The sequence below is a fragment of the Kitasatospora sp. NPDC034533 genome (assembly GCF_055575155.1).
The window spans coordinates 45,475-65,988 of sequence record NZ_JBVITE010000053.1; the positions used below are offsets into that span (position 1 = coordinate 45,475).

A 20,514-nucleotide genomic window follows, 5' to 3' on the forward strand; every position below is an offset into this window, starting at 1 on the left:
GACGGATCGTCATAGGCGAGCGCTACCGGCGCTCAGTGCCCTTGAGCGATGACCTCCAGGGCCGGGCGGGGGGCGCGGCCGAGCAGGGCGGCGAGGTCGCCCGGCCCGCCCGGGCCCGCCAGGAAGCCGTGGGCGATGGCCGAGTAGGTGCCCACCAGCATCGGCACCTGGACGTCCAGCGCGTCCGAGGCCGCCGCCGCCGTGCGGGCGTCGGCCAGACGGCCCGGCCGGTACTCGGCGCCGAGCGCCTTCGCCACCTCCGCCCCGCCCAACGCCCGCTCGCCCACCAGCTCGTAGGTCCGGCCCGCGTGGGCGCCCGGGTCCAGGGCGACGTTCACCGCCACCTCGGCGAGGTCCGCCCGGGCCACCGCGGCGAGCTTCCCGTCGCCGAGCGGGGCGCTGATCACCCCGTCCGGCCCGGGTGCGGCGATCGCCCCGAGGAACTCGGCGTACAGGCCGTTGCGCAGCACCGTCCAGCGCAGGCCGGCGGACTCGCGCAGCCGGCGCTCGGTCCAGCGGTGGGCGAGGGCGTAGGGCAGGTGGTCTCCGTCACCGGAGAGGCTGGTGTAGATCACGTGCTCGACGCCCGCCCGCTCCGCCGCGTCGATCGCGGCGCCGTGGCGGGCGGTCACCACGTCGTCCTCGGCGGCGCCGGCCGAGATCAGCAGCAGGGTGCGTACGCCGGCGAAGGCCTCCGCCAGTGTCCCCGGCCGGTCGAAGTCCACCGTGCGGGCGGGGGTTCCGGCCGGTGCCCCTGCCGGAAGCCGGTCCGGGGTGCGCGAGCCGGCCACGACGTCCGCCCGCCCGGCGAGCCGTTCCAGCACGAGGGCGCCCAGTCCTCCGTTGACACCGGTGACGAGCAGCATGGGTCCTCCAGGGATGATCGGTGGGTGATCGGCCGACGATCGGCCGTCGGCGACGCGACCATCCTCGGTAGCCTGGGCGTCCGGCGTAAGGAGGCACTTCCATGTCAGCAGGGCACACCGCGGTAACCACCCCCCGCCCGGTGGTCTGGTGCGAGGACGGCGTGGACTGCGGGATCCGCGACCTGCTGGACCGCCTCGGCGACAAGTGGTCCGTCCTCACCGTCGTCGAACTCGCCCAGGGCGTACGGCGGTTCCGCGAGTTGCAGCGCGCGCTGCCGGGCATCTCCCAGCGGATGCTGACGCTGACCGTGCGCCGCCTGGAGCGGGACGGCGTGGTCTCGCGGACCGTCCACCCGGCCGTCCCGCCGCAGGTGGAGTACGAACTGACCGCGCTCGGCCACAGCCTGACCCACCTGGTGCGGGCGATGACGGACTGGTCGTACGACCACCACGACGCCATCGTCGACTCCCGGCGGCGGTGGGACGCGGCCAACCCGGGCTCCGGGATCCGTTAGGGCCCGGCCGCTACCACTCGGTATCCCTACCGCGCGCCCTCCCTACCGCGCGCCCTCCCGCAGCTCGTGCGCCGTCCGCACGCGCTGCCACAGCCGCTCCCGGTCGGCGGCGTCGACGTCGGCCAGGTCCAGCCGGAAGACGCCGGTCAGCACGTCGAACCACTCCTCCGCCGAGTCGATGGTCCGCTCGTCCGTGCCGCCCACCTCGATCCGGCGCAGCACGCAGCCGCGCAGCGCGTACGCGCCCTTGGCGTCACGGATCTGGGCCATCAGGACGCGGGTGAAGCCGGACTCCGGCGAGGTGGACAGCCGGACGTGCTCGGCGGTGAAGGAGGAGAGCTCCACCGGGCCCGTCGCGAAGTCCAACGCGGTGAACCCGCCGCCGGGCTCCTTGGTGAACCGCCAGCCGCCGGGCAGCGCCTCCGACGGGGCCAGCGTGTAGCTGTACGGCCCCTGGGTGTAGGTGCCTTCGCGCAGCGGCAGCGGCTCGTACAGGATGTTGGCGAGCCCGGTGTCGACCAGCCACCGCTCGCCGTCGAGCCGCACGCTGAGCGTGAGGTGGTTGCCGACCACCCCCGCCGGGTCCTCGGGGCTGTCCTGCACCGAGCCCCAGTGCCGGGTGACGTCGTAGCCGAGGGCGGCCAGCAACTCGCTGAAGGCCCCGTTGAGGTGGAAGCAGTAGCCGCCGCGCCCGCGCAGGATGCGGGCCACGGACTCCTCGGCGCTGATGCCCGTCGGCCGCTCCAGGTGGATGTCGATGGTCTCGTAGGCGACCCGCTCCGCCTGCGCCCGGTGCAGCGCCCACAGCGCCTCGGCGGTCGGGGCCGCCGGCCGCTCCACCCCCAGCACGGCCAGGTACCCGTCGACGTCGATCATGCTCTCCCCTCACTGCCGGCGACTCCCGGCACGCGACTCGCGGCCCGCGACCGAGCCGCCCTCGAAGCCGCCCGGCCCGCGACCAAGCCGCCCGCGATCCGCCGCCCGCGACGCACTGCCCGGAAGGCGATCAGGATAGTCGCCGGCCCCAACCCCCGGACGGAATCCGTGGTTTCCCTGTCACGTACGGCGACCGCCGACGCGCCGCCACCGCACTCCTACCGCTCGTACGCCATCTCCGGGAAGCGCGCCGAGGGACCGTCCAGCAGGTGGTCGTCCTGGCCGCGCAACCAGCGGTCGAAGAAGGACGCGACGTACGAGCGGGTGGCGAGTTCGGCGCGGCCCGGCCGGATGTCGCCGACGTCGCTGCGCAGTCGGTCCGCGCCGAGCACGCCCTGCCGGGCCAGCTGCGGCAGCAGCGACTGGGCGTCGGTGTACGAGCCGTGGCGGGAGCCGGTGAGGGTGACGTCGGCGTGCCAGCCGGTGCTGTGCTGCCAGAGGGCCTTCCAGCCGGGCTGGTTGCGGTAGTTTCCGGAGTCCTCGCTGCCGGTGCCCATCAGCAGGAAGGGCCGGTTCAGACCGTCCTCGGCGACGCTGGGGAGGAAGACGCCGTCACGGCCGTCCGGACCGGGGAAGTGCAGCTGCCCGTCCATGTTGACGCCGGCCGCGATCCGGGGGTCGTCGTGCATGGTCTGGAGGGCGGTGAAGCCGCCCGCCGACTGGCCGACCATGCCGATCCGCCCGAGGTCCAGCGATCCGGCCAACCCGGCCGGCAGGCCCGGCCGTTCGCCGAGCCGGGCGAGCCGGTCCAGCACGAACCGGGTGTCGGCCACCCGGGTGTCCATCGCCTTGCGCAGCACCGCGCCGATGTCCAGGCCCGGCCGGCCGATCATCCCGGGGAGCACCGAGGTGGCCAAGTCGCCGTCCGGGAAGGCGACTTCGGAGGCTTCGTAGGTGTGGTCGACGGTGACGACCAGGTAGCCGCGCGAGGCGAGGTCCTCGACCAGGGCCGTCCCCCAGGTGCGCGGGTCGCCGAGACCCGGCGAGTACAGCACGACCGGGCGCGGGCCGCCGGACAGCGCCGGGGCGTCCTTGCGGGCGTGGGTGCGGATGGCCGACCAGTCGGTGCGGCCGGGCTCGGTGCCGTAGTTGAGCAGGCCGACGCCGTCCGGGCCGTCGAAGTGCGCCCCGGCGGCGGGCTCCATGTACCGGGCGCGGTCGTCACCGGCGGCCGGGTGGGAGGTCGGGTACCAGAGGCTGATCATCAGCTCGCGCCGCTGCCCGGGCCGCCACGGGTCCTCCCGTCCGGCGTCGGTGAGGTGCAGCGCGGTGGTGCCGATCGGGTACGGCCCGCTGGGCTCCGGCAGCCAGGCCCGCGCCGGCCGCCCGGGGCCCGCGTCCCCCGTCCCTGCCGCGACCGCCCCGGTCGTGCCGACCGTGCCCAGCGCGCCCAGTGCCGTCGCCGCCGCCAGCAGGACCGCCGCCGCGGCCCGTCCCGGATTGCCCATGGTTCCGCCCCTCCGTGTTCCGATCGATCGGACACGCAGGACACTACGGGCGGGAACGGGCCGCGGCCGTCATACCGGGGAGCCAACGTGCCCCTGAATACCCGGGTATGACACCCTTACGGGTCGTTCCGGTCACGGGCGGGGGCGGGCGACCCCGGCCCTCTACCGGAACTTCCTCAGCTCACGCCGGGCCAGCGAGCGCTTGTGCACCTCGTCCGGGCCGTCGGCCAGCCGCAGGGTGCGGTTGCCGGCCCAGAGCTGGGCGAGCGGGGTGTCCTGGCTGACGCCGGCCGCGCCGTACGTCTGGACGGCCTTGTCCAGGATCCACTCGACGGTGCGCGGGGTGGCGATCTTGATCGCCTGGATCTCGGTGTGCGCGCCCCGGTTGCCGACGGTGTCCATCAGCCACGCGGTCTTCAGCACCAGCAGCCGCAGCTGCTCGATCCGCACCCGGGACTCGGCGATCCAGTCCTGCACCACGCCCTGCTCGGCCAGCGGCTTGCCGAACGCGACCCGCTCGCCGGCCCGGCGGCACATCAGTTCGAGCGCCCGCTCGGCGAGGCCGATGGCGCGCATGCAGTGGTGGATCCGGCCGGGCCCGAGCCGGGCCTGGGCGATGGCGAAGCCCGTGCCCTCCTCGCCGATCAGGTTCTCCACCGGGACACGGACGTCCTCGAACAGCACCTCGGCGTGGCCGCCGTGGTCGGCGTCGTCGTAGCCGAAGACCGTCATGCCGCGCCGGACGGTCACCCCCGGGGTGTCGCGCGGGACGAGCACCATGCTCTGCTGCCGGTGCGGTTCGGCGGACGGGTCGGTCTTGCCCATCACGATCAGGATCTTGCAGTCCGGGTTCATCGCGCCGGTGATGTACCACTTGCGGCCGTTGATCACGTACTCGTCGCCGTCCCGCTCGATCCGGGTGGCGATGTTGGTGGCATCCGAGGAGGCCACCTCGGGCTCGGTCATCGCGAAGGCGGAGCGGATCTCGGCGTCCAGCAGGGGGCGCAGCCAGCGCTCGCGCTGCTCGGCGCTGCCGAACTGGGCGAGCAGCTCCATGTTGCCGGTGTCGGGGGCCGCGCAGTTGAGCGCGGGCGGGGCCAGCTGGATGCTGCGGCCGGTGATTTCGGCGAGCGGCGCATACTGGAGGTTGGTCAGCCCGGCGCCGTGCTCGCCCGGGATGAACAGATTCCACAAGCCCTGCTTGCGCGCCTGGGCCTGGAGTTCGGCGACGATCGGCGGGATCGCCCAGCGGTCGCGGGCCGGGTCGGCGAGCTGGGCGGCGAGGACGGGCTCGGCAGGGTGGACGTGCTCGTCCATGAACGCGAGCAGTTGCTCGCGCAGTTCGTTCGTCCGGGCGTCGTAGGCGAAGTCCATCAGTTCTCCTTGAGGGTGCTCAGGCCGTGCCGGGCGAGGATCGGGGCCATCTCGCCCGCGCGGTCGAAGCCGGCGCCGAGGGTGCGGCCCTGCTGGAAGCGGAAGTGGATGCCCTCGGCGACGGCGGCGAGCTTGAAGGAGGCGAAGGCGACGTACCAGTCGAGGTCGGCGGCCTGGCGGCCGGTCAGCTCGGCGTAGCGCGCGACGATCTCGTCGGGCCTGGGGAAGCCGGGGGCGGTCATGGCGTCGGGGATGATGCCGCCGCCGACACCGGCCAGTTCGGTGTACATCACCAGGAGGCCGATGTCGGTGAGAGGGTCGCCGAGGGTGGACATCTCCCAGTCCAGGACGGCGGTGACGCGGTCGTCCTCGCTGATCAGGACGTTGTCGAGACGGTAGTCGCCGTGGACGAGGGCGGGTGCGGGCGAGTCCGGCAGCCGCTCGGCGAGCAGGGCGTGCAGCCGGTCGAGGTCCGGGAGGTCGCGGCTGCGGGAGGCGGCGAGCTGTTTGGACCAGCGACGCAGCTGGCGCTCCAGGTAGCCGTCGGGGTGACCGAAGTCCGCCAGGCCGACGTCGTCCGGGGCGATCCGGTGCAGGGTGGCGAGGGTCTCGACCAGCCGGTCGCCGAGGGCGTGCACCCGGGGTTCGCCGAGGGCGGCGAGCGGGGCGGCGTCGCGGTGGGCGGTGCCGGGGACGTACTCCATGAGGTACCAGGGGGCCCCGAGGGTGTCCTCGGTGCGGTCGAGCAGGAGGGTGCGGGGGACGGGGACGCCGGTGTCGCGCAGCGCGGTCATCACCCGGTACTCGCGGCCCATGTCGTGGGCGGTGGCGAGGACGTGCCCGAGCGGCGGTCGGCGCAGGACCCAGCGGGAGACGCCGTCGGTGAGGACGTAGGTGAGGTTGGAGCGACCGCCCTCGATGAGGTCGGCCCGCAGCGGGCCGTGGAGGGTGCCGGGTAGCTCGCGGTCGAGGTGGGATCGGAGACGGGCCAGGTCCAGGCCGGGCGGGTCGACGGGGGTCTCGGCCATCGGGCGGCTCCTCGGTCTCATGGATGACTAAGCGCTTGCTTAGCATTCAGCCGCAGGGCGCCCGTGTCAATGCCGAGAACCCCCGAGCCGAACGCGGCTCGGGGGTTCTCGGGGAAGGTCGTGGATCAGACGGAGCCGAACTCGCCGGCGGCAGCGGCGGCGACGAAGGCTCGCCACGCGGCGGCGGAGAAGAGGAGAGCGGGCCCCTCCGGGTCCTTCGAGTCGCGAACGGGGATCGCACCGGGGTAGTCCGCCGAGACCTCGACGCAAGTACCACCGTTGTCGGAGTACGACGACTTGAACCAGGAAGCACGGGACAGGTCGGGGCGACTCATCGGTCAAAGTTCCTTTCTCACCCTGTGGATCAGGTCGAGCGACGCGGTTCGGGCCAGCGCTTCCGCCTGAAATCGATCGTAGTCCCTCTCCCACGCCCGGACAGTCCTGTCCTCCCGCACTACCCTGCCCTGATCCGCACCTTCCGTGTAGCCGACCACTGAACGGTCGACAAAGGTCAACAACGTGACCACGGACCGGAACGGGGCATGCTCGGCCAAGCTGAACGGGGCGATCTGGAAGATCACATGAGGCCTCATCGCGATCTCAGCGAGGTGCTCAAGCTGCGCGCGCATAGTCGCGGCCCCACCCACCGGCCGACGAATGCCGCTCTCATCTATCACCGCATGGATGAGTGGCGGCTCGGCACGCTTGAGGAGCCGCTGCCGCGCCATGAGGAACCGAACTCGCTCCTCAGCCTGATCCGGCGTACTCCGACCCCGCTGCACTGCCGCCGCTTCTCGCGCCGAGGCGTACGCCTTGGTCTGGAAGAGCCCGGGGATGAGGTTCGGCTCGAAGATCCTGATCTCGGCCGCACGGGCCTCCTGCGCAGCATGCTCCGGGAAACCCTCCAGGAAGCCCCTACGCCTCATCCCGACCCACATCAACTCCAGCGTCTGCCCCGTCCCGAGCGCCTTGTCCATGGCCCTGACGAACACGAGGCTGGTGGATTTGCGGCCTGTTTCCACCGCCGAGATGTAGCTGTCCGAGTACCCGCTGACCGCAGCCAACTCCTGCTGTGTCCAGCCCAACGCCTGGCGCGAGCTGCGAAGCAACGCGCCGAAGGCCTCGCGAGGGGATGCCGTCGGGTCAAGCTCCCTGCGATTCATGGCTCACATCCAATTCCACTTGGGATGCAGACAAGTTGAACGACTCCCAAGCGTAGAGCACAGTGAGCACCCCTGGTAGCCGTTTCACTACGGAGAGGAGCAGGCATTGAACGCCCACCGGATCGAGGCCGCCGACCGCCTCCAGGTCGTGATGTACCTGGCCAAGACCCACTCCCACTTCCCCGAGCGGGAGTTGCGCACCTGCGAGGCCTACGCCAAGGCCTTCAACTGGGGCATCGACCTCATCGTCGTCGACGACGAGACCACCCGCACCGGGCCCGAGCAGCGCCCGATGCTCCGCGCCGCTCTCCAGCGACTCCAGGACCGGCAGGCCGGCGCCATCCTCGTCCCGAGCAAGGCCACCATCTCCCCCATCGAGGGCGAGTTCAACGACTTCGCCAAGCGCGTGGAGAAGGCAGCCGCCTTCATCCAGGTGGCGACGGCCTGGCGGTGCGCGTGACGCCCGCCGCCGTCGACAGGTTCGAGGTCCGCCTGATCGACTCCAAGAGCCCGCACTTCCGCCTGCTGGAGTGCTGGGGCATCTGGGACCGCGAACGCCACGACTACCTGCGCGTCCCCCACTCCCCGGAGCGCATCGAGCGCTGGTACACCATCGACGCCGCCCGCTCCTTCCACCGAGGCCTCCACCTCTCCCCGCCAGACGCCTTGTGACATAAGGGAATTAGCCACCCATTTGCCCCGCCGCAGCCGCACCGACCTCACCTCGACAGAGATCGATCAAAAGTGTTCTGATGATCGAGTCCATCGATCACAATTCCGAACATGTCCTGATGAAACATCAGAGAAATGGGGTCCGGTGCGGACTGCTCGCGGCTCGGCCATCCTGCTGGCAATGGGGGTCCTCGGAGCCTCCGCCCTGGCGACTGGATGCTCCGGCACATCGAGCAGACCCACGACCGCGGCCGACACCAGCTCCGCCGCCCCCTCCACCGCCGTCGGCGGCCAGGCCGAGGCGCCCGCCCCGCCGCCGCCCACACCCACTCCCACCTGGGACGGTCAGGTCAAGATCCTCGGCGACGGCTCCACCTCCGACACCGGGCCGCAGCCCAAGCAGCCGCCCAAGCCCGAGAAGCTCAAACCCGGCGAGAAGCCGCCGCAGTTCGTCGTCTTCTCCTGGGACGGCGCCCTGGAGGGCGACGAGCGCCAGTTCTCCCGCTTCCGAAAGCTCGGAGTGGAGAACAACGCCCAGATGACGTTCTTCCTGACCGGCCTCTACGTCGTCCCCAAGTCCAAGAGCACCCTCTACCACCCGCCCCAGCACCAACCCGGCGACGCCTCCATCGACTTCGCCACCGATCCGCACATCAAGGACACACTGGAGCAGTTGCGCCTCGCCTGGCTCGACGGCAACGAGATCGGCACCCACTTCAACGGGCACTTCTGCGGCGCCAAGGGGGGTGGCGACTGGAGCACCGAGGAGTGGACGAGCGAACTCGACCAGTCGATATCCTTCGTCACCAACTGGAAGACCAACACCGGCTTCAAGGACCTCCCGCCGCTCCCCTTCGACTACACCAAGGAGTTGGTCGGCGGTCGCGCGCCATGCTTGGAGGGGCAGAAGAACCTGCTGGCGGCCGAGAAGGCCAAGGGCTTCCGCTACGACGCCAGTTCGCCGGGCGAGTTCCAGGTCTGGCCCACCAAGAAGGACGGCATCTGGAACTTCCCCCTCCAGATGCTGCCCTACCCCGGCAAGTCCACCCAGGGCCTCTCGATGGACTTCAACTTCCTGGCCGGCCAGTCCGGTGACAACACCAAGGGCGACCCCAGGAAGTACGACGCCTGGGAGAAGGAGACCCGCGACAGCTACCTCGCCGGCTTCGAACGCGTCTACAACGGCAGCCGCGCCCCGCTCTTCATCGGCAACCACTTCGAGAACTGGAACGGCGGCATCTACATGCAGGCCATCGAGGACGTGGTGAAGACCGTCTGCAAGCGCGACGGCGTCCGCTGCGTCTCCTTCCGCCAGGTCGCCGACTGGCTCGACGCCCAGGACCCGAAGGTGCTCGACAAGCTCCGCCAGCTCGACCCCGCCCAACCCGCCGACTGGTCCCGCCTCACCAAGTAACGGGGCCTGACACCCCGGTGGCCGGGGCGGGCGTCCGAACGCCTGCCCCGGCCATCACCCGCACCGCCATGTGGGACGATGCATGGGCCCTTTGACATCTCAACAAGTCACAACCGCCGCCTCCCCACTCGGACGGCGACGCCCTGGCAACGAAACAGCAAAGCCACCGCATCACCCCAGGTCACGAAGGGTCCTCCCCGCACCTGCGGGGGTCAGCCGTGGGGCAGCTACTTCAACTACGCCGATCCGAAGTCCTCCCCGCACCTGCAGGGGTCAGCCGTAGGTCCACTCACCAGACGGAATGTAGACGCTGTCCTCCCCGCACCTGCGGGGGTCAGCCGGACGTGGCGCGGTGCTCCTCCCTGCTGGTCTCGTCCTCCCCGCACCTGCGGGGGTCAGCCGTGGCCGCTCCTGGTGCCGCTGACGCGGTTCTCGTCCTCCCCGCACCTGCGGGGGTCAGCCGGCGGCGGCGCCGGTGGCGCAGGTGCCGTCCGAGGTCCTCCCCGCACCTGCGGGGGTCAGCCGCCGGTCGGGGTGGTCCACGACCGGACGACCGGGTCCTCCCCGCACCTGCGGGGGTCAGCCGTTCCTCTCGCTCCTTGCGAATCAGGTCAAGGGCTCCTCCCCGCACGTGCGGGGGTCAGCCGCTCGCGGTGCGCACGACGTCCCCGGTTTGCGGGTTCTCCCCGCCCCGTACGCGTCACGCCCCCGGGGCAGCCCGGAGCCAGTGGGGGCCCGTCGTCCAGCCCAGCAGCAGGCGACCGTCGCCCTCCTCCGTCGGGGTGCCGGCCGCTGCCTGGCGGAGGCCGGTGAGGGCGGGGGCCAGGCGGGCGGCGACGTGGGAGGGGTGGCGGGCGGCCTCCTCGTCGAGGGCGGCGATGATCCGAGCCCGGGAGTCGGGGGTGCAGAGGGAGAGCTGGAACACCAACTGCCGCCAGGCGTAGGCCACGTCCTTGATCGTGGTCAGCGGGCGCGGGTTGCCGTGGATCCTCGCCGTCAGGCGGCAGACCGTCGCGAAGGTGCGCCGGGCGAGGTCGTCCCAGCCCGGTCGCGGGCTGATGCCGACGCGGCTGACCAGGGTGGCCAGGTTGTGGGTGGTGAGGATCTGGGCCTGCTCGATGACCTTCCCGTTCCCCGCGACGGACCGACCGCCGCCGCCCGCCTCCGCGCGACGCGTGCAGAGGTCGGCAAACCGGTCCGCCGTCCCCAGGCCGCGCACCGCCGCGTAGTCGATGCCGTAGTAGCGCTCGTACAGCGTGCCTTCGAGCAACTCCGCCGCCACGTGGGCCGCGTCGAGGAACTTCGGGCTGAACCGGCCCATGAAGATGTCCGCCGCCAGCTCCTCCACCAGCGGCGTGTCGAGCCCGGACTGCCGTGCCAGGACGGCGAGTTCGCGCACCAGCGGGTTGGGCAGGAGGGTACCGGGGAACGCCTGGACGGCCAGCTCTCCGAGCCGGCGCAGCGCGGCGAGGGCGGGCCCGCGGCCGTCCTCGTCGAGACGGTGGTGGGCCACCGCCCGTACCCAGGGCAGTTCCTCGACCCGCACCTGCGTCGCGAGGTTCAGCAGGAGCAGCGAGCGGCGGTTGCGGAAGGCCCGGTAGTTCGCGGCGGCGAGGGTGCGCAGCGCCGCGTCCGGGTGGGCCTCGGCGCTGACGGCGGCGACGAGTTGCGGGACCAGTTCGGCCAGGACTTCGGCGGACGGTACGACGCCGCGCTCCACGAGGGTGCCGATCGGGGCGCTCAGCGTGGCTTCGACGACACGGCGGATCGTCTCGGGCACCGCCGCGCCCGCGGGCAGGCCGGTCTCCGCCGCCTCCTGGACGGAGACGTCGGCGACCAGCGGCGAGAGGTCGGCCGCGCCGGTGTCCTGGGGGTGTACGGCGAGGCGACGCAGTACGAGTTGGGCCAGGTCGTGGTGCGAGGGCAGGGCCGCCTGGACGGCCTGGCGGGCGCGCAGGGCGGTGTGGGCGGCGGAGCCGGGGCGGCCGCGTCGGCGCACCATGGACTCCGTCGCGTGCCGCAGCAGTCCGAGGCGGCGGGCGTCCAGCGGGCGGCCGGCGACGGTCTCTTCGAGGGCGCCGCGCAGGATGCCGAGGTTCTCCTTCGGGCTGCGGTGTTTGGTGCAGCGGGTGTGGGTCGCGGCGAGTTCCTGGTACTCGCGCAGGAGTTGGGCGCCGCGCTCGTGCCAGGAGGCGTCCGGGGTGGCTGCCTCCAGCCAGTGGGTGAGCAGCCGGTCGCCGAACGGCTGCCAGACGGTGAGCGCCTCGCGCTGGGTCTCGACGGCGGCGTTGGGCCGGCGGCCGACGAGGGTGGTGACGGCGTCGCCGACGGTGGTCCGGTGGACCGCCTCCGGGTCCGGGGCGGGCCGTGTGGTGGGCCGGGGGGTGAAGCGCAGCCGGGCGGCGAACGGTTCGAGGGTGTCGACGAGGTCGAGCGCGGCGGCCGGCTCCCCGGCCCGGACGAGCCAGGCGACCGTCAGCAGCGCCGCCTCCTCGGGGACGGTGACCTCGTAGCGGCCGGTGTCGAGCAGGTCGTGCAGCCGGGCCAGGCCGGATTCGGTGAGGCAGTGGGCGAAGAGGGCGGCGCGGTCGGCCGGGACTCCGGCGAGCGCCGCGGCTTCGCGCTCGTAGGGCTGGAGCGGCCCTTCGGCGCTCGCGGCGGAGGTGGCGAAGCCGCCGCGGACGACCTCGGGCGTCACCCAGGCGGGCAGTCCGGCCACGGGGGTTCGCGAGCCGATGGTGAGCCGTCCGTCGGCCGTCCCGGCGAGGACGGCGCGCCAGCGGTCGATCCGGGCCTGGGCGCGGCGCCGGGTCTCGCGGTCGCTGTGGGTGAGCGAGGTGAGGAACGCCCGGGCCAGCTGGCGCTGCGCGTGGAGCGTGGAGGTGGCGGCCCCGGTGGGGTGCTGCTGATCAGCGTCGTCGTCCATGAGCCGACGTGGCAGGTGCTGCCCCTGCGCCCTCCGGGTCTCAAGCCCGGTGCTCTGCTGCTGAGCTACACGTCGTTGGACGTGAGAGTAGACGTTCGACCTCGATCGGACAACGCGGTTTCCCCGGCCGGTTCGACGGGTGCGGATCGGTGATGTCCGGTCGGCGCCCGACGTCCCTGCGGGGCCCGTCCGTTCGCGGGCCCCGCAGGGGCACGGGGGCGGCCTACCGGCCGCCCGCCGTCTTCATGTAGGCGGTCCAGATCCGGGTCGGCAGCGCTGTGTCGGGCACCTCCGGTGCCGCCCCGCCGAGGCCCTCCAGGGAGAGCAGCTTCATGTCCTTCAGGTCCGCCCGGAACACCGTGACCGCCGTCGACAGCTGCCCGTCGTAGCCGACCATCCACCCCGCCGTGCGGTCCGGCGTCGTGCCCGGCTTCGCGGCCAGGCCCGGGCCCGCCTCCGCGACCGCCTTGGCGGCGCCGTCCCGCGCCGACGCCTTGAGCGCCGCGTCCACCTCTCCCGCGACGGCCGCCGGCAACGCCTGGACGGTGGCGGGCAGTTGCAGTGCCAGCGGTTCGCCGTTGCGGCTGATCGAGAGCACCGAGTACGGGTCCGTGTGGCGGCCCCCGGCGCCGAAGGCGGCGTAGGCGTCGGCGGCCCGGATCGCGCTCGGGGTGGAGTTGCCGACGCCGAAGGCCGGCACCAACTCGCCCATGCTGCCGGGCAGGACGCCGAGGTCGGCCGCGGTCTTCTGCACCCGGTCCAGCCCGACGTCCATGCCGAGCTGCATCAGCGGCCCGTTGACGGACTGCTCCACCGCGCTGCGCAGCGTGATCTGGCCCCAGCTGCGCCTGCCGTCGTTGGCGGTCTTCACGATCTTCCCGTCCCGCCCCCAGTACGGCCCCTCCGGGGTCATCACGTTCACCCCGTCGTCGCCGTTGTACGTGGTGGTGGGCGTCACCGGGGTGCGGCCGTCGCCGCGCCGGCGCTGCACGCCCTCGCCGAGCCCGGCGGCGTACACCAGCGGGGTGAAGGCCGAACCGATGGGCACGGTCGTGGTGTTGGCGTTGTTGAAGCCCTGCTTCAGGTAGTCGGGGCCGCCGTAGAGCGCGACGATCCTCCCGTCCGGGGCCAGCGAGGCGGCGCCGACCTTCAGGAGCCTGTCGGCCTCCCGGTTCTCCGGGTCGATCCCCTTGGTGGCCTCCTGCACGGCGGCGGCCAGGGCCTCGACCTTCGGCTTCTCGAAGGTGGTGCGGATCTGGTGGCCGCCGAGGTCGAACTGGGCCGGGGTGATGTCGCTGTGGCCCTCCACGTAGGCCCGGGCCATGTCCACCAGGTACCCGACCTGGCCGCTCAGCCCCGCCGACTTGGGCTGCGGCTTGGGCTCGGGGAAGACCGTGTACCGGGCCCGCTCGGCGGCGGACAGCTTGCCCACGTCCACCATCCGGTCCAGGATCCAGGACCACCGCTCCTCGGCCCGCTTCCGGTTCTCCGGGCCGGCCGCCGGGTCGTACTGCCCGGCCCCCTTCAGCAGGGCCGCCAGGAAGGCGCCCTCACTCGGGTCGAGGTCGGAGACGTCCTTGCCGTAGTAGGCCGCCGCGGCGCGCTGGATGCCGTAACTGCCGCGCCCGAACCAGCTGGTGTTCAGGTAGCCGGCCAGGATGTCCTGCTTGCTCATCCGGCCGTCCAGCTTGATCGCGATGACGATCTCGCTGAGCTTGCGGGAGAGGTCCTGACGCTGGTTCAGGTAGATGTTCTTGACGTACTGCTGGGTGATGGTCGAACCGCCCTGGGTGTCGCCGCCGGTGACCATCTCGGAGACGGCGCGGCCGATGCCCGTCACCGATATGCCCGGGTCCGAGTAGAAGGTCGCGTTCTCGGCGGACAGCACCGCCCACTGCACGGGCTCCGGCACCCGGTCGAGCGGCACCTCCTGCCGGTTGGTCGGGCCGATCCGGGCCATCTCGGTGCCGTCGGCCCAGTAGTAGACGTTGTTCTGCTGGGTCGCGAAGGAGTTCAGGTCCTCCGGCACCTTCGTGGTGACGAAGAACCAGGCCAGCAGTCCGGTCAGCACCGCCATCCCGACGCCGCCGAGGAGCAGCAGCTGCCGCCAGGACGGGAGCCAGCGGCGGACCCCGCGCCGTCCGCCGCGCGGGTAGTCGATCCGCAGTGACGGGCGTCGCCGCCGGCGCCCCGGGTCCGGGCGCCGGGGCCGCGGGGCACGCCACCGCCGGCGCCCGGGCTCCGCCTCCTCGGCCGCGCCGCCGCCGTCTCGCTGAGCACGCACAGTCCAAGTCTCCGATTCGCTCGTGACACTGACCCTCCACCCGGATAGACGCGGAGAACACCCCGGTACGTACGCGTGCCCATGGTGTGATCATGGTCATACCGCGCGGCGGAGTCGCACGCCCAAGCGCGGCGGAGTCGTCCGCCCAAGCGCGGCGGGGGTCGCCCGCCCAAGCGCGGCGACGACCCCCGGCAGCCCCGGCGGGCCGTCAGAATGGCGCCCATGAGAATGATCCAGACCGCTCTCGGCGCGCTGCTCCTCCTGCTCGTCGTCGGCAGCATCCTGCGCACGCTGGTCGTGCCGCGCGGGCTCTACTCGGCGCTGGTGATGCGGCTCTGGCGGGTGCTGCGCGCGCTGCTGAGACTCACCGCCCGGCGGACCGGCGGCTACCACGCGCAGGACCGGGCGCTCACCTGGCTGGCGCCGCTGGTGCTGCTGGGCATGCTCGGGGTCTGGCTCGGCGGGATGCTGACCGCCTACACCCTGCTGCTGCACGGCACCTCCGACCTCGACTGGCCGGTGTCCGTGCGCGAGGCCGGGTCCAGCCTGTTCACCCTCGGCTTCGCCAGCGGCGAGCGGCTCCAGCTCTCGGCGATCGACTTCCTGGCCGCCGCCAGCGGCCCGCTGGTGATCGCCCTCCAGATCGCCTACCTGCCGACCCTCTACGCCGCCTACCAGCGCCGCGAGACCGAGGTGACGCTGCTCCAGTCCCGGGCCGGCGAGCCCGCCTGGGGCCCCGAGCTGCTGGCCCGCCAGTCCCTGGTGGACACCGAGACGGCGCTCCCCCAGCTCTACCGGGACTGGGAGCGACTGGCCGCCGACATCGGCGAGAGCCACTCCAACTACCCGGTGCTGCTCTCCTTCCGCTCCCCGCAGCCCAACCGCAGCTGGGTGGTCGGCCTGATCGCCGTGATGGACGCCGCCGCCCTCCACCTGGCGCTCTGCCCGCGCTCGGCCCCGCCCGAGGCCCGGCTGGTGATCCGGGCCGGCTTCACCGCGTTGCGTGACATCGCCCGGTCGCTGCGGTTCGACTTCGACGCCGACCCGGACCCGGACGTCCCGATCCGGCTGACCTACGCCGAGTACCTGGGCGCCGTCGCGATGATCTCCGCGGCCGGCTTCCCGCGCGAGCGCCCGGCCGAGGAGGCCTGGGCGCACTTCCACGGCTGGCGGGTCAACTACGAGGCGCTGGCGTACGAACTGGCCCGGCGCAGCGATGCCGTGCCGGCCCTGTGGAGCGGTCCGCGCGACTTCCGCGCCCCGGTCATCCCCCCGGCGCGCCCCACCGACCGCCGCCCGTCGGCGATCCTGCCGCCGCTGCCGCCGGACTGAGCCGCGGGGCCCCGTGGCAGGCCCGCTCCGAGGACCGGGCCCTGCCGTGTCAGCGGTTCAGACGGACACCGTGGCGCCGGTGGCCAGCGAGCGCTCGGCGCCGGAGAGGATCTCCACCACCCGCAGCCCGAAGTCCGCCCCGCAGGGGTGCGGTTCGCCGGTGGCGGCCGAGGCCTGGAGGGCGTCCAGCGCCCGGTGCAGTGCCGCGGCCGGGCCCTCGCCGCGCGGGGGCAGCTGCACCACGCCGTGCTCGCCGCGCAGTTCCATGCCCGTGCCGCCCGCCGCGAGCGGCGCGGTCAGGCTGAGCGCGAGCGTGCTGGAGGCTCCGCCGGCGTGCCGGACCGTCAGGTGCACGGTGTCCAGCGGGCCGGCCGCCGCCGTCACCCGGGTCGCGTCCCCGAGCACCGGCAGCAGTACGGACAGCGCGTGCGGGCCGACGTCCCACAGCGCGCCTTTCTCCACCCGCCACGGCGAGGCGGCGTACGGGCTGGTGCTGCCGGGCGCGAACACCGAGCCGAGCCAGTCCGAGCGGCCGGTGAACCAGCCGCCCAGCTCCGCCTGCCGTTCGATCCAGGGGATCTGCTCGCCGCCGAAGCGCACGGTGAAGAAGACCACCGAGGCCACCTCGTGCTTGCGCACCGCCTCGGCCACCGCCCGGGCGTCCGGCACGGTCAGCGCGACCGGCTTGTCCAGCAGCAGGTGGCAGCCGGCCTCGGCGGCGCGGACCGCGAGGCCCGGCTGCACGGTCGGGGGCAGCGCGATGGAGACCGCGTCCACCTCGGCCAGCAGCCGGTCGAGATCGGCGTACCCGGGCACGCCGTGGGCCGCGCCCAGCTCCTCGGCCGCCTCCGGCCGGCGGCCCCAGACGCCGGTGAACTCCAGCCCGGGGTGCTCGGCCAGGACGGGTGCGTGCACCCGCCCCGCCCAGGGGCCGGTGCCCAGCAGTCCGATCCGCACGATCCGTCTCCGTTCTCGGTAGGCGATCCGGTGGCCGGGGCTCAGTCCCGGACCCGGACCAGGGTGAAGCCGTCGTAGCCCTTGCTGCCGACGGTCTGCACGGCGGTCGCGGTGACCGTCGGCTCGGCCGCGATCAGCTCGTGCACCGCCCGGGTGCCGAGCACCGCCGGGTCGGTGCTGTCCGGGTCGGCGACCGCGCCGCCGCGCACCACGTTGTCGATGATGATCAGCGACCCGGGCCTGGTCAGCTGGAGCGCCCGGCGGAAGTACTCCGGGTTGCCCGGCTTGTCGGCGTCGATGAAGACCAGGTCGAAGGGCTCCGCGCCCTGCTCCACCAGCTCGCCCAGCGAGTCCGCGGCCCGGCCCAGCCGCACCTCGGCGACCTCGGCCAGCCCGGCGGCCGCCAGGTTGGCGCGGGCGACCTCGGCGTGCCGGGCGTCCAGCTCCAGGCTGATCAGCCTACCCCCGGCCGGCAGCGCCCTGGCCAGCCAGATCGTGCTGTAGCCGCCGAGCGTGCCGACCTCCAGGATGCGCTCGGCGCCCTGGGTCAGTGCCAGCAGGTGCAGCAGCTTGCCCTGGTTGGGGGCCACCGCGATCTCCGGCAGCCCGGCCGCGGTGGCGGCGGCGGTGGCGGCGGCCAGCACCGGGTCGTCGCCGACCAGCCGCTCGGAGAAGTAGGCGTCCACGGCGTCCCACGTCGGCTGCGAAGCCATCGGGCCCTCCGGAGTGCAAGATCGGCTGGTACCCGGCCGATGCTACTCCGAGGGCCCGACGGCACTCGCGACGATCACGATGGACGGAGGACGGCGGACGGCGCCCGCGAGGGCCGCTAAAGACCGCCGCTGGGGACGGCCGCCTCCCGACGGGGGCGGTCAGTCGACGGCCGGCTCCTTGGCCGCCGCGGCGGCGGCCTCCTCCGCCTCGATCCTGGCGTGCGTCTTGGCGGCGCGGCGCTTCATGATCCAGGCCGACAGTCCGCCGATCACCAGGGCCGCGCCCAGGCCCGCCCAGGAGAACCGGGACAGCCAGGGCTCGATGGCCTTGCCGACCTTGAACACCAGCAGCGTCGTACCGCCGGCCCAGACGATGCCGCCCAGCACGTTGGCGATCAGGAACTTCCAGTACGGCATCTTCAGCGCACCCGCCAGCGGACCGGCGAAGATGCGCAGCAGGGCGATGAAGCGTCCGAAGAAGACCGCCCACATGCCCCACTTCTGGAAGGAGCGCTCGGCGGTGGCCAGGTGCGAGGGGCCGAAGTGCTTGGGGAACTTGCGTCCCAGCCTCTCGAAGAGCGACTTGCCTCCCTTGCGCCCGATCGAGTAGCCGATCGAGTCGCCGATGATCGCGCCGAGGATCGCGCAGATCGCGACGCCCCACGGGCTCACCACGCCCTTGACGGCCATCAGGGACGCCGTGACCAGGGCGATCTCGCCGGGCAGGGGAATGCCCAGCGATTCCAGCCCGATGATCAGACCGACTACGGCGTACACCGCCGTCGGCGGAATCCCCTCGATCCAGGCGTCGATGTGCAAGGCCAGTCCCTCCGTGGCAGGACGGGACGGGCCCGGCTCCCCGGTGAAGCCGCGCGCCCGTCCCGAGCAGTTGTCCGATGGCGGCACCCAGGCCGCTCCCCCGCAACGAGCCTAACGTGCCGGGCGGCCTGTCCCCCCGGCCGATCACCCGTGGGTACGACGTACGCCCCGGGGCCATGGTTCCAGCTTGACCAGGGTTTTCTCAAGATTCGGCAAAGCGCAGCGCGACCACGGACGGGCGCTGCCTGATCCGGCGCGCGAGCGGCAGCAGGGCGCGCAGCAACCCGCGCCCGCCCTGCGGGTACACCTCGCGGACGTCGGTGACCGCCGGGTGGGCGGTGGCCAGCCGGTCGCGCTCGTCCGCGTCCATGCCGAACGGCATCGGCGGGGCCTGGAAGTGCCGGTCCCGCAGCTTGCCCTCGACGGCCCGCCGGCTGAACCAGCGCGGCACCGCGTCCAGCACCATCGCCCCGCCGGGGAAGCGCTCGGCGCAGGCCGCGATCAGCTCGCGGACCTCCTGCGGCTTCAGGTACATCAGCAGCCCGGCGGTGGTGATCAGCACCCCGTTCGCCGGGTCCACCTCGTCCATCCAGGCGGGATCGGTGGCCGAGCGGGCGACGATCCGGTGCCGTTCGTCGGGCGGCAGCAGCCGCTCGCGCACCGCGGCGGTCTCCGGCAGGTCCACCGACAGCCAGGTGGCCCGGCCGTTGTCGACCCGCCACGCCTGGGTCTCCAGGCCGTCCCCGAGGCCGACCACCGTGCCGCGCGGGCAGCGGACCAGGAAGTCGGCCGCCTCGCGGTCGAAGCAGGCCGCCCGCAGCGCCTGGAGCTGGCTCAGCAGCGCGTTCTCGCCGAACCGCTCCGCGAACGGGTAGTCGATCCGGTCCACCAGCTCGACCGCCTTCGGGTCCGGCAGCACGGTGTCCGGCCGCCGCGCCTCCACCGCCCGGTGCCACAGCGTCCACAGCGCCGTCTCCGGCACCGGTCCCAGCTCGGGCCGCTCCCCACCGCCAACCATCGCTCGCTCCTTCGGACGTGGTCCCGTCACCCCTGCGGCGTGCCGCCGTCATGGGCATGGATCCGCCGATTCTGGCATTCCGGAGGGGCGCGCACCGGGCGACGCGCGCCTCAGCCGATGCTGAACGCGCCGTCCGGCGGGGGCGGGGAGTCGGTGGCCCCGGCGTCGGTGACGGGGGCGGTGCGGCCGACCAGCGCCGCCAGCTCCTCCCCGTCGGTGAGCCGGGCCGGGAAGATGTCGCCCGCGAGCAGCCGGGTCAGCTCGGCCACCGGCAGCGGCTCCGTGGACCCGGCCAGCAGGATGTTGCCGTACCGGCGCCCTCGCAGCACCGGGGCCTCCGCCACCAGGCAGACGTACGGGAAGACCGCCCGCACCGTGGCCGCCTGCGCCTTGGCGAAGGCCAGCGGCGGGCCGTCCGCCAGGTTCGCCGCGTAGCAGCCGCCGGGGCGCAGCGCGGCGGCCGCCAGCCGCAGGAACTCCACCGAGGTCAGGTGGGCGGGGGTGCGCGAGCCGCGGAAGACGTCGGCGATCACCAGGTCCTGCGTGCCGGGCGGGACCTCGCCCAGGGCGGCCCGGGCGTCGCCGACGGTGGCGGTGATGTCCGCGCCGGGGCCCTGCCAGGGCAGCTGCTCGGCGACCAGCTCCAGCAGCGGCCCGTCCACCTCCACCACCCGCTGGCGGGAGCCGGGGCGGGTGGCGGCGAGGTAGCGGGGCAGGGTGAGCGCGCCGCCGCCCAGGTGCAGTGCGTCCAGCGGCCGGCCGGCGGGGGCGAGGGCGTCGGCGAGGTGGCCGAGGCGCCGGGTGTACTCGAACTCCAGGTGGGTCGGCTCGGCGAGGTCGACGTACGACTGCGGGGTGCCGTCCAGGGTGAGCAGCCAGCCGCCGTCCCGGTCGAGGTCGGGCATGAGCTTGGCGAAGCCGAGGTCGGTCTGCCGACCGACCGGCACCGGCTCGTCGCTCATTAGAGGACCATCCCTTCTGCAGCCCTCTTCGGTAGGGTTGTGACCTCTCGGTCCCGGTGGGTGCATGGCCAGTGTCGCGAGCCGTTC

19 protein-coding genes, 1 tRNA gene and 1 CRISPR repeat array are annotated in these 20,514 nt (G+C 73.0%); of the genes, 5 read left to right on the forward strand and 15 right to left on the reverse strand.

Going from position 1 to position 20,514, the window contains the following annotated elements; genetic code table 11:
* Positions 1–32 precede the first annotated feature (32 nt).
* The gene (locus tag ACZ55U_RS29330) at positions 33–866 is read right to left on the reverse strand and encodes an NAD(P)H-binding protein (RefSeq protein WP_465530748.1); all 834 of its coding nucleotides are present in this window, start codon (positions 864–866) and stop codon (positions 33–35) included.
* A gap of 101 nt (positions 867–967) precedes the next feature.
* On the opposite strand from ACZ55U_RS29330, the gene ACZ55U_RS29335 reads away from it, so the two are divergent.
* Positions 968–1,381, forward strand: a complete 414-nt coding sequence (locus tag ACZ55U_RS29335) for a winged helix-turn-helix transcriptional regulator (protein ID WP_465530750.1) — start codon at positions 968–970, stop codon at positions 1,379–1,381.
* Positions 1,382–1,423: 42 nt separating this feature from the next.
* Here the strand turns inward: ACZ55U_RS29335 and ACZ55U_RS29340 are convergent, their stop codons facing one another.
* The 6 genes from ACZ55U_RS29340 to ACZ55U_RS29365 all read right to left on the reverse strand — a co-directional run bounded on the left by ACZ55U_RS29340 (position 1,424) and on the right by ACZ55U_RS29365 (position 7,330).
* Positions 1,424–2,257 (reverse strand): arylamine N-acetyltransferase family protein, encoded by an 834-nt coding sequence (locus ACZ55U_RS29340; RefSeq protein ID WP_465530752.1) that lies wholly within the window; start codon positions 2,255–2,257, stop codon positions 1,424–1,426.
* A gap of 218 nt (positions 2,258–2,475) precedes the next feature.
* Entirely contained in the window at positions 2,476–3,765 is a 1,290-nt protein-coding gene (locus tag ACZ55U_RS29345) for an alpha/beta hydrolase family protein (RefSeq protein ID WP_465530754.1), read from the reverse strand.
* Between the two features lie 162 nt (positions 3,766–3,927).
* Positions 3,928–5,139: an acyl-CoA dehydrogenase family protein gene (locus ACZ55U_RS29350; protein ID WP_465530756.1), complete on the reverse strand. Its 1,212-nt coding sequence runs from the start codon at positions 5,137–5,139 to the stop codon at positions 3,928–3,930.
* Positions 5,139–6,167, reverse strand: coding sequence for a phosphotransferase family protein (locus ACZ55U_RS29355; RefSeq protein ID WP_465530758.1), 1,029 nt, complete (start codon positions 6,165–6,167; stop codon positions 5,139–5,141). The genes ACZ55U_RS29350 and ACZ55U_RS29355 overlap by 1 nt, the downstream gene beginning before the upstream one ends.
* Positions 6,168–6,292: 125 nt before the next feature.
* Positions 6,293–6,502: a DUF397 domain-containing protein gene (locus ACZ55U_RS29360; RefSeq protein ID WP_465530760.1), complete on the reverse strand. Its 210-nt coding sequence runs from the start codon at positions 6,500–6,502 to the stop codon at positions 6,293–6,295.
* A gap of 3 nt (positions 6,503–6,505) precedes the next feature.
* On the reverse strand, positions 6,506–7,330 hold the full coding sequence (locus tag ACZ55U_RS29365) for a helix-turn-helix domain-containing protein (protein ID WP_465530762.1): 825 nt from the start codon (positions 7,328–7,330) through the stop codon (positions 6,506–6,508).
* Positions 7,331–7,436: 106 nt separating this feature from the next.
* Between ACZ55U_RS29365 and ACZ55U_RS29370 the strand changes: the two genes are divergently transcribed.
* The 3 genes from ACZ55U_RS29370 (at position 7,437) to ACZ55U_RS29380 (ending at position 9,416) form a co-directional block, all read left to right on the forward strand.
* Positions 7,437–7,790 carry a recombinase family protein gene (locus ACZ55U_RS29370; protein WP_465530764.1) on the forward strand — a complete coding sequence of 118 codons (354 nt, stop codon included), beginning with the start codon at positions 7,437–7,439 and terminating at the stop codon, positions 7,788–7,790.
* Entirely contained in the window at positions 7,781–8,002 is a 222-nt protein-coding gene (locus tag ACZ55U_RS29375) for a hypothetical protein (RefSeq protein WP_465530766.1), read from the forward strand. Before ACZ55U_RS29370 ends, ACZ55U_RS29375 begins: the two co-directional genes overlap by 10 nt.
* 181 nt (positions 8,003–8,183) lie before the next feature.
* Positions 8,184–9,416 carry a polysaccharide deacetylase family protein gene (locus ACZ55U_RS29380; protein WP_465530768.1) on the forward strand — a complete coding sequence of 411 codons (1,233 nt, stop codon included), beginning with the start codon at positions 8,184–8,186 and terminating at the stop codon, positions 9,414–9,416.
* Positions 9,417–9,606: 190 nt separating this feature from the next.
* A CRISPR array of direct repeats spans positions 9,607–10,063; the repeat unit is 29 nt; unit sequence GTCCTCCCCGCACCTGCGGGGGTCAGCCG.
* Positions 10,064–10,116: 53 nt separating this feature from the next.
* Here the strand turns inward: ACZ55U_RS29380 and ACZ55U_RS29385 are convergent.
* The 3 genes from ACZ55U_RS29385 to ACZ55U_RS29395 form a co-directional block, all read right to left on the reverse strand.
* Positions 10,117–12,342 carry a hypothetical protein gene (locus tag ACZ55U_RS29385; RefSeq protein ID WP_465530769.1) on the reverse strand — a complete coding sequence of 742 codons (2,226 nt, stop codon included), beginning with the start codon at positions 12,340–12,342 and terminating at the stop codon, positions 10,117–10,119.
* A 3-nt stretch (positions 12,343–12,345) separates the two neighbouring features.
* A tRNA-Ser gene (locus ACZ55U_RS29390) sits at positions 12,346–12,417 on the reverse strand.
* Positions 12,418–12,565: 148 nt separating this feature from the next.
* Positions 12,566–14,626: a transglycosylase domain-containing protein gene (locus tag ACZ55U_RS29395; protein WP_465530771.1), complete on the reverse strand. Its 2,061-nt coding sequence runs from the start codon at positions 14,624–14,626 to the stop codon at positions 12,566–12,568.
* A gap of 222 nt (positions 14,627–14,848) precedes the next feature.
* On the opposite strand from ACZ55U_RS29395, the gene ACZ55U_RS29400 reads away from it, so the two are divergent.
* Positions 14,849–15,958, forward strand: a complete 1,110-nt coding sequence (locus ACZ55U_RS29400) for a hypothetical protein (RefSeq protein WP_465530772.1) — start codon at positions 14,849–14,851, stop codon at positions 15,956–15,958.
* Between the two features lie 57 nt (positions 15,959–16,015).
* Here the strand turns inward: ACZ55U_RS29400 and ACZ55U_RS29405 are convergent, their stop codons facing one another.
* The 5 genes from ACZ55U_RS29405 to ACZ55U_RS29425 form a co-directional block, all read right to left on the reverse strand.
* On the reverse strand, positions 16,016–16,915 hold the full coding sequence (locus tag ACZ55U_RS29405) for a Gfo/Idh/MocA family protein (protein WP_465530773.1): 900 nt from the start codon (positions 16,913–16,915) through the stop codon (positions 16,016–16,018).
* Positions 16,916–16,956: 41 nt separating this feature from the next.
* Entirely contained in the window at positions 16,957–17,628 is a 672-nt protein-coding gene (locus tag ACZ55U_RS29410; RefSeq protein WP_465530775.1) for an O-methyltransferase, read from the reverse strand.
* 159 nt (positions 17,629–17,787) lie between these two features.
* A complete protein-coding gene (locus ACZ55U_RS29415; RefSeq protein ID WP_465530777.1) occupies positions 17,788–18,447 on the reverse strand; it encodes a DedA family protein in 660 nt (219 codons plus the stop codon).
* Positions 18,448–18,649: 202 nt separating this feature from the next.
* Positions 18,650–19,465, reverse strand: coding sequence for a class I SAM-dependent methyltransferase (locus ACZ55U_RS29420; protein WP_465530779.1), 816 nt, complete (start codon positions 19,463–19,465; stop codon positions 18,650–18,652).
* A 110-nt stretch (positions 19,466–19,575) separates the two neighbouring features.
* Positions 19,576–20,427 carry a spermidine synthase gene (locus ACZ55U_RS29425; RefSeq protein WP_465530781.1) on the reverse strand — a complete coding sequence of 284 codons (852 nt, stop codon included), beginning with the start codon at positions 20,425–20,427 and terminating at the stop codon, positions 19,576–19,578.
* Positions 20,428–20,514: the final 87 nt, after the last annotated feature.